Raw genomic sequence first — 7,114 nt, 5'->3', positions numbered from 1 at the left:
CCAGACCGATGCGCCAATCTTCCGGCGCGCCCGCCTCTTCAAACCCTCAGATGCCACCGTCTCTCCAGCGTGTCCCACCGTCTCTCCGGTGTGTTTCCCGATCCGTTACCGCGTCGCCCTGTCTGGCTCAGCGTCCCGTCCGGTGTGTCTCAGCTGCGCCTCAGCGCCGCCGGTGAGGGGGCTTTTACGGATACCCCCGCAGACCCGCAACCCCAAAATTCAGAAAAACGCAGAATTCCGCAAAGAAAAATCACGAATCAAATAAAATCAACCACTTACACCAAAACAAAGTCAGCACCCCTGACCCTCTTTCCGCCCCACCCCCGCCCCGCAAACCGCACCAAACACCCCCGAAAAGGCGCCCGCCCCACTTACCCACAGACTCGGCACCCCTTATCCACAGACTCACCACCCCGGAATCGCAACAAACACCCCCCAAACCCCCTCCGCCCGCCCGGAATCGCCAGGCCAAACCGGCCAAAGGACAAACAGCGCAGTCGCAAACAAGAAGGGCAGCCAAATGGCTGCCCCTCCATGAGTCTTCCAAAAGCCTCGTATACAGGTCCGGCCTTAGACGCCCACGCCCGCGGCCTGTCTCAGCCAGCGGCTGCCGGCCAGACGCAGCGCCAGCAGAAACAGCACAAGCCCCAGGTAAATCAGCGGCTCGATCTGGAACCCTTTTGACAGCATTACATAGTGCGCAGCCCCAAGCACCGCAGCGGCATAGGTCAGCCGGTGCAGCCGGGACCAGGCGCGGCCAAGCTTGCGGACAGCAAGATTGCTGGAGGTCAAGGCCAGCGGCAGCATCAGGACAAAGGCGCCCATGCCGATGGTGATATAGGGCCGCTTGGCAATATCGGTAAGGATCTGGCCCAGGATCTGCACATCCAGCACCAGCCAGACCAGCAGATGGCACAGGACGTAAAAGAAGCACAGCAGCCCGGCCGCCCGGCGGAACTTCAGCAGGTTGAGACCCAGCAGGCGGCGCAGCGGAGAGATGGCCAGCGTCAGGATCAGGAGCTGCAGCGCCAGTTCCCCGTATTTATGCTCCAGCGCCTTGACCGGTTCCACGCCAAGGCCGCCGGTCAGGCCAAGATAAAACAGCCAGGGCGCCGGCAGCGCGCCCAGAAGGTAGACCGCCCAGACGGGCAGGCGCCGGATAAGCTGGTTTGCAAACGCCATCCGCGGCCTCCTCAGAAATACTCGCTCAGGTCCATGCCTTCATAAAGGGCGGCTACCTCGGCCTCATATCCATTGAACATCAGCGTCGGCTGGCGGCGGGCAAACAGCCCCCCGCCGATGCGGCGCTCGCTGGCCTGGCTCCAGCGCGGATGCGAGACATCCGGGTTCACATTACTGTAGAAGCCGTATTCGCGCGGGTTGGCCATATTCCAGCTGGTTGGCGGCTCTTGATCGGTCAAGGTGATCCGCACCACCGACTTGATCGACTTGAAGCCATATTTCCATGGCACCACCAGCCGCAGCGGCGCGCCGTTCTGGTTGGGCAGCGGCTGACCGAACACGCCGGTTGCCATGATCGTCAGCGGGTGCATCGCCTCGTCCAGGCGCAGCCCTTCGCGGTAGGGCCAGTCAAGCACCTTATAAGCGGTGCCCGGCATTTCGGACGGCCGGTACAAGGTCTCGAAGGCCACGTATTTTGCACCTTCCTGCACGCCCGCCAGGGTCAGCAGGTCGGCCAGTTCGAACCCCTGCCAAGGCACCACCATCGACCACGCCTCGACACAGCGGAACCGGTAGATGCGCTCCTCCAGGGTCATTTCACCCAGAATCTGCTCAAAGGAATACTCACCGGGCTTGTCCACCATCCCGTCGATGGCAACACTCCAGGGGTCAGTGGTCATCCGGCCGGCATATTCGGAGGGGTCCCCCTTGCCGGTGCCGAACTCATAGAAATTGCAGTAGCTGGTCACCTCCTCCCAGGTGTTGGGCTCCAGCACCTGGTCCGCCCCGGCCTGTTCCGCCTGTGCCAGTTCCGCCTGTGCCTGGCTGCCCAGCGCCGCGGCCAGACCGCTGCCCGCAAGCCCGGCCATGATCCGGCGGCGGTTCCAGAACGCAGCTTGCGGGGTTGCATCTGCAAGGGTCAATTTGTTGGTCCAGCGGCGGGCCATCCAGCTCTCCTGATTTTCTGTCACATCTGAGGTAGCGGCACCCCGTGCAAAACCCAAAACATATCCTGTCACGACTGCGCGAGAGTTCTGTAACGTAACGCTCGCGGCTTTACCGGCGGTCAACGCGGGAGGCAGGAAAAAGGCACCGCGGCAATTTTCCCGGTGACGGGCCGGCCCATCCCATGCAAACATCAAAATATGTTTAACACAACCGGCCGCGCCGGCACTTCCGCCCGGCGGCCATCCAGGGAGACGAACCGTGAAAAAGCGCATCGCCGCAGCAGCCCTCGCCCTCATCGCCCAAACCGCCGCAGCGCAGGAGGCCGCGCTCTACACCACAGAGCTGGCCTATGACGACGTGATCTTCGGCCTGGAAAGTGCCATCACCAACCGCGGGCTGGTGGTCGACCACGTGAGCCATGTGGGCGATATGCTGGAGCGCACCCGCGCCGATGTCGGCTCTGACGTGGTGTTGTTTCAGAACGCGCAGGTGTTCTCCTTCTGCTCCGCCCAGCTGTCGCGCGAGGTGATGGAGGCGGATCCGATGAATATCTCCTTCTGCCCCTATAACATCTTCGTGGCCCAGCTGCCGGACACGCAGGAGGTCACCATCGGGTTCCGCTCCTTCCCCGAGGGAGAGATGCAGGTGATCCAGGACCTGCTGGACGGTATCGTCCAGGACGCGATCGAGGAATAATCCGCCGGCCGGGAATTTTCCCCGCTGCACTGCCCGTATGATTTCAGTATGCTGGCCGGAAACAGAATTTCCGGCACGGGCAGAGCATTTATGAAATCCTACCTCGCTTCCCTGATGATACTGGCAGCGGCAACGCTGGCTGGCTGCGGCACGCCTCCCACTGCAACCAAGAACGATGTCGAAGAGCTGTCTCTCGCTCTGCAGTCGCTGGATACCGGGGTCGACCCGGACGAGGCGCGCCGCGCAGCAGAAATCGCCTACAGCTACTCTGCCCAGCTGGCCAAGCAGTACGATGTCACCACCTCGCCGATCATCCACAACACACTGGTGAACAGCGGCGTCAAGGCGCGCGGCGTCTGCGTTCACTACGCCGAGGACATGCAGGCGCGCCTCAACCAGGAGAACTTTCAAACGCTTTCTATGCTGCGCGCCATTGCCGAGCCGAAAAGCGATTTCCGCATCGACCACAGCACCGCGGTGATCGCCGCCAACGGCGATGGCATATATGACGGCATCGTGCTTGATCCCTGGCGCTATGGCGGCAAGCTCTACTGGTCGGCTACCACTGAGGACCCCCGCTACAACTGGGAGCCGCGTCTGGAGGTCCTGCGCCGGAAGTATGAGCGGCGGATGGAGAAGGAAGCGGCGGCGGGCAGTTAATCCCCGCTATTCCGCATTGCCCGGCCTGGTTTCAGATCCAAGGCCGCGCCAGCCGGTGCATGACAACCAGGACAATCAGCAGCCCAGCTGAAACCGCCGCCAGCACCGGCCAGTCCATGTCCAGCATCTGCGCCCCGAACCACGTGCACAGCAGCGTCACCGGCAGAATGCCCAGCGCCGTGGTCCACACAAAGGTCCAAAGACGGACCCGGGTCAGTCCTGCGGCGTAATTGATCAGGTTGAAGGCGATCACCGGGATAAGACGCGCGGCCAGCAGCGCCAGGGCGCCCCGCTCCTCGGTCCAGGCATCCAGCTGCCGCGCCTTCGCCTCGCTGAGCCAGGACCGGACCGTCTCCTGCCCCAGACGGCGCGCCAGCCCAAAGGCCACCAGCGCGCCAAGCATTGCCCCGGCCCAGATCAGCACCGCCCCCAGCAGCGTGCCAAAGAGTGCCCCCGCGCACAGCGCCAGGATTTCCGCCGGAAACGGCACAAAGGAATGCACCACCATCAGAACGATCACTGCCAGCGGCGCCCAGGCGCCCGTGCTGCGCAGCCAAGCCGCCATCTCCTCCACCGGGCGCGCCTGCCCATCCAGCACAAAGGCCGCCAGCGCACCGCACAGCAGCACGAGGAGGAATGCGGCAAAGGCCGCTCTGCGCCCGGAATGCATCATGGAACCGGCGCCTGCGTTAGGAACAGCTGCCAGTCTAGCGCTTATCGCCACGACCGCAAAACGCGCCGTTCGGCAGACATGAAAAGGCCCGCCACTCAGGGCGGGCCTTTTCGGTTCAGGTTCTGGTGTTAATGCACAACGGCATCGTCGGGACGCGGCCTGCCGCTGGTCCCCAGCCGCTCGCCGATGATCAGCCCCTCGCTGCCGGCCGTGACCGGGACGGTGTCGCCGTCCTTGATCTCGCCGCCCAGAAGGGCCTCGGCCAGCGGGTTCTGCAGCGCGCGCTGGATCACCCGCTTCAGCGGCCGGGCGCCGAACACCGGGTCATAGCCCTCATCCGCCAGCCAGGTCTTGGCCGCCTCGTCCACCTCCAGCGTGATCTTGCGCCCCGCCAGCCGCTTGAGCAGCCGGGCCAGCTGGATCTCGACGATGCCGTCCATGTCCTTGCGGTTCAGGCGGTCAAAGATGATGGTTTCATCCAGACGGTTCAGGAACTCGGGCCGGAAGTGGGCCCGCACCGCATCCATCACGTCGCGCTTGGCCTCCGAGGCATCGGCCCCGTCCGGCAGCTGGCTCAGCGCCTGCGCGCCAAGGTTCGAAGTCAGCACAATCAGCGTCTGCTTAAAGTCGACGGTGCGGCCCTGGCCATCGGTCAGCATACCGTCGTCCAGCACCTGCAGCAGCACGTTGAACACGTCGGGATGCGCCTTTTCGACCTCGTCGAACAGCACCACCTGATAGGGACGGCGGCGAACGGCCTCGGTCAGCGCCCCGCCCTCGTCATAGCCGACATAGCCCGGAGGCGCGCCGATCAGCCGGGCGACCGAGTGCTTCTCCATGTATTCCGACATGTCGATCCGCACCATCGCGTGCTCGTCGTCAAACAGGAAGCCGGCAACCGCTTTGGTCAGCTCGGTCTTACCCACGCCGGTCGGACCGAGGAACAGGAACGAGCCCAGCGGCCGGTTCTCGTCATTCAGACCCGCCCGCGCCCGGCGCACCGAGTTGGCGACCGCGGTGACAGCCGTATTCTGGCCGATCACCCGGCGGTGCAGTTCATCTTCCATGCGCAGCAGCTTGTCGCGCTCGCCCTCCAGCATCTTGGAGGTCGGAATACCGGTCCAGCGCTCGACCACAGCGGCGATCTGCTCGGGGCGCACGGCCTCCTCGACCATCAGCCCCTGCTCTTCCTTCTGCTCGGCACCGGCCAGCTGCTTCTCCAGCCCCGGGATAACGCCGTAGGACAGCTCACCGGCCTTGGCCAGATTGCCCTCCCGCTTGGCAATGTCGAGCTCCGCGCGGGCGCGGTCCAGCTGCTCCTTCAGGTCGCGGGCCGAGGCCAGCTTGTCGCGCTCCGACTGCCACTGCGCGGTCATCTCCGCGGACTGCTCCTGCAGGTCCGAGAGTTCCTTTTTCAGCTTTTCCAGCCGGTCCTTGGAGGCGGCATCCTCCTCCAGCTTCAGCGCCTCTTCCTCGATCTGCAACTGCAGGATCTGACGGTCCAGCGCATCCAGCTTTTCCGGCTTCGAATCCACCTGCATCCGCAGGCGGGAGGCGGCCTCGTCCATCAGGTCGATCGCCTTGTCCGGCAGGAAGCGGTCGGTGATATAGCGGTTCGACAGCGTCGCCGCCGCAACCAGTGCCGCATCGGCAATGCGCACCCCGTGGTGCAGCTCATACTTCTCCTTGATGCCGCGCAGGATCGACACGGTGTCCTCCACCGTCGGCTCCGTCACCATCACCGGCTGGAACCGGCGGGCCAGGGCTGCATCCTTCTCAACGTACTTGCGGTATTCATCCAGCGTGGTGGCGCCGATGCAATGCAGCTCGCCGCGCGCCAGCGCCGGCTTGATCAGGTTGGCCGCATCCATGGCGCCATCCGATTTGCCCGCGCCGACCAGCGTGTGCATCTCATCGATGAACAGGATGATCTCACCCGCAGCTTCGGTGACTTCGGTCAGCACCGCCTTCAGCCGCTCCTCGAACTCGCCACGGTATTTCGCACCGGCAATCAGCGCCCCCATGTCGAGCGCCAAGAGCTTCTTGTCGCGCAGGGATTCCGGCACATCGCCGTTGATGATGCGCAGTGCCATGCCCTCGGCAATCGCGGTCTTACCCACGCCCGGCTCACCGATCAGCACCGGATTGTTCTTGGTCCGGCGCGACAGCACCTGCATTGAGCGGCGGATTTCCTCGTCCCGCCCGATGATCGGGTCGATCTTGCCCTCGCGCGCCGCTTCGGTCAGGTCGCGGGCGTATTTCTTCAGCGCGTCATAGCCTTCCTCGGCGGTTGCCGAGTCGGCTGTGCGCCCCTTGCGGATATCGTTGATCGCCTCGTTGAGCTTTTGGGCGGACACTTCGCCCGCCTCCAGCGCCTCTTTGGCCTTGGATTTCACCATGCACAGCGCCATCAGCAGCCGTTCCACCGGCACAAAGCTGTCGCCCGCCTTTTCGGCAATCCTGGCGGCCTCATCCAGCACCTTGGCGGTTTGCCCGTCCAGATAGATCTGCGCGGCATCGCCGCTCACCTTGGGCTGCTTGGCAACAGCCGCATCAACGGCCTCTGCGACGCGTGCAGGCACACCGCCCGCGCGGGAGATCAGGTTGCTTGCCAGCCCCTGATCGTCGTCCATCAATGCTTTCAGAATATGCTCTGGCACCAGCCGCTGGTGCCCCTCGCGCATCGCAATCGTCTGCGCTGCCTGCACGAACCCCCGTGCACGCTCCGTGAACTTGTTCAAGTCCATCTTGCTCTCCTTTTTCAAGCGCCCGCGTTGCTGGCAGCGCCCGCTTTGCGGCACGCCCCGGTCCGGGCCTCGGCATTAGATGTGGGAAGCGTTGCCGCCGCTTCAAGATCATCATGCCCGCAAAAGGTGAGGAAATCCCTGACCTGCGTCAACTTTGCCCCCTGCCCGCAGCCCCGGACGCAGCCGCGCCGCGCAGCAGCGCGGCGCC

The 7,114-nt window shown here is 64.1% G+C and carries 6 protein-coding genes; 2 read left to right on the top strand and 4 right to left on the bottom strand.

Annotated elements, in window-relative coordinates; translation table 11 throughout:
• Positions 1–570 precede the first annotated feature (570 nt).
• Both msrQ and msrP read right to left on the bottom strand, forming a co-directional pair.
• Positions 571–1,182: a protein-methionine-sulfoxide reductase heme-binding subunit MsrQ gene (gene msrQ, locus PHA8399_RS18660; RefSeq protein ID WP_058287595.1), complete on the bottom strand. Its 612-nt coding sequence runs from the start codon at positions 1,180–1,182 to the stop codon at positions 571–573.
• A gap of 11 nt (positions 1,183–1,193) precedes the next feature.
• The gene (msrP, locus tag PHA8399_RS18655) at positions 1,194–2,129 is read right to left on the bottom strand and encodes a protein-methionine-sulfoxide reductase catalytic subunit MsrP (protein ID WP_058287594.1); all 936 of its coding nucleotides are present in this window, start codon (positions 2,127–2,129) and stop codon (positions 1,194–1,196) included.
• Between the two features lie 259 nt (positions 2,130–2,388).
• Here msrP and PHA8399_RS18650 point away from each other — a divergent pair, with 259 nt between their 5' ends.
• Together PHA8399_RS18650 and PHA8399_RS18645 are read left to right on the top strand one after the other, a co-directional pair.
• A complete protein-coding gene (locus PHA8399_RS18650; protein WP_058287593.1) occupies positions 2,389–2,826 on the top strand; it encodes a DUF302 domain-containing protein in 438 nt (145 codons plus the stop codon).
• Positions 2,827–2,916: 90 nt separating this feature from the next.
• Entirely contained in the window at positions 2,917–3,486 is a 570-nt protein-coding gene (locus tag PHA8399_RS18645) for a hypothetical protein (RefSeq protein ID WP_058287592.1), read from the top strand.
• Between the two features lie 31 nt (positions 3,487–3,517).
• Here the strand turns inward: PHA8399_RS18645 and PHA8399_RS18640 are convergent, their stop codons facing one another.
• Together PHA8399_RS18640 and clpB are read right to left on the bottom strand one after the other, a co-directional pair.
• Positions 3,518–4,159, bottom strand: a complete 642-nt coding sequence (locus PHA8399_RS18640) for a TVP38/TMEM64 family protein (protein ID WP_058287591.1) — start codon at positions 4,157–4,159, stop codon at positions 3,518–3,520.
• Between the two features lie 128 nt (positions 4,160–4,287).
• Complete coding sequence (gene clpB, locus PHA8399_RS18635; RefSeq protein ID WP_058287590.1) at positions 4,288–6,906, bottom strand: ATP-dependent chaperone ClpB; 2,619 nt, start codon at positions 6,904–6,906, stop codon at positions 4,288–4,290.
• Positions 6,907–7,114 lie beyond the last annotated feature (208 nt).

The organism is Leisingera aquaemixtae (genome assembly GCF_001458395.1).
Taxonomy (GTDB): Bacteria; Pseudomonadota; Alphaproteobacteria; order Rhodobacterales; family Rhodobacteraceae; genus Leisingera; species Leisingera aquaemixtae.
This window is presented reverse-complemented; position numbering and strand designations above follow the sequence as displayed.

Coding starts and splice junctions, on each gene's coding strand:
- PHA8399_RS18645 (WP_058287592.1), top strand. CDS start 2,917: ATGAAATCCTACCTCGCTTCCCTGATGATACTGGCAGCGGCAACGCTG.
- msrP (WP_058287594.1), bottom strand. CDS start 2,129: ATGGCCCGCCGCTGGACCAACAAATTGACCCTTGCAGATGCAACCCCG.
- clpB (WP_058287590.1), bottom strand. CDS start 6,906: ATGGACTTGAACAAGTTCACGGAGCGTGCACGGGGGTTCGTGCAGGCA.
- msrQ (WP_058287595.1), bottom strand. CDS start 1,182: ATGGCGTTTGCAAACCAGCTTATCCGGCGCCTGCCCGTCTGGGCGGTC.
- PHA8399_RS18640 (WP_058287591.1), bottom strand. CDS start 4,159: ATGATGCATTCCGGGCGCAGAGCGGCCTTTGCCGCATTCCTCCTCGTG.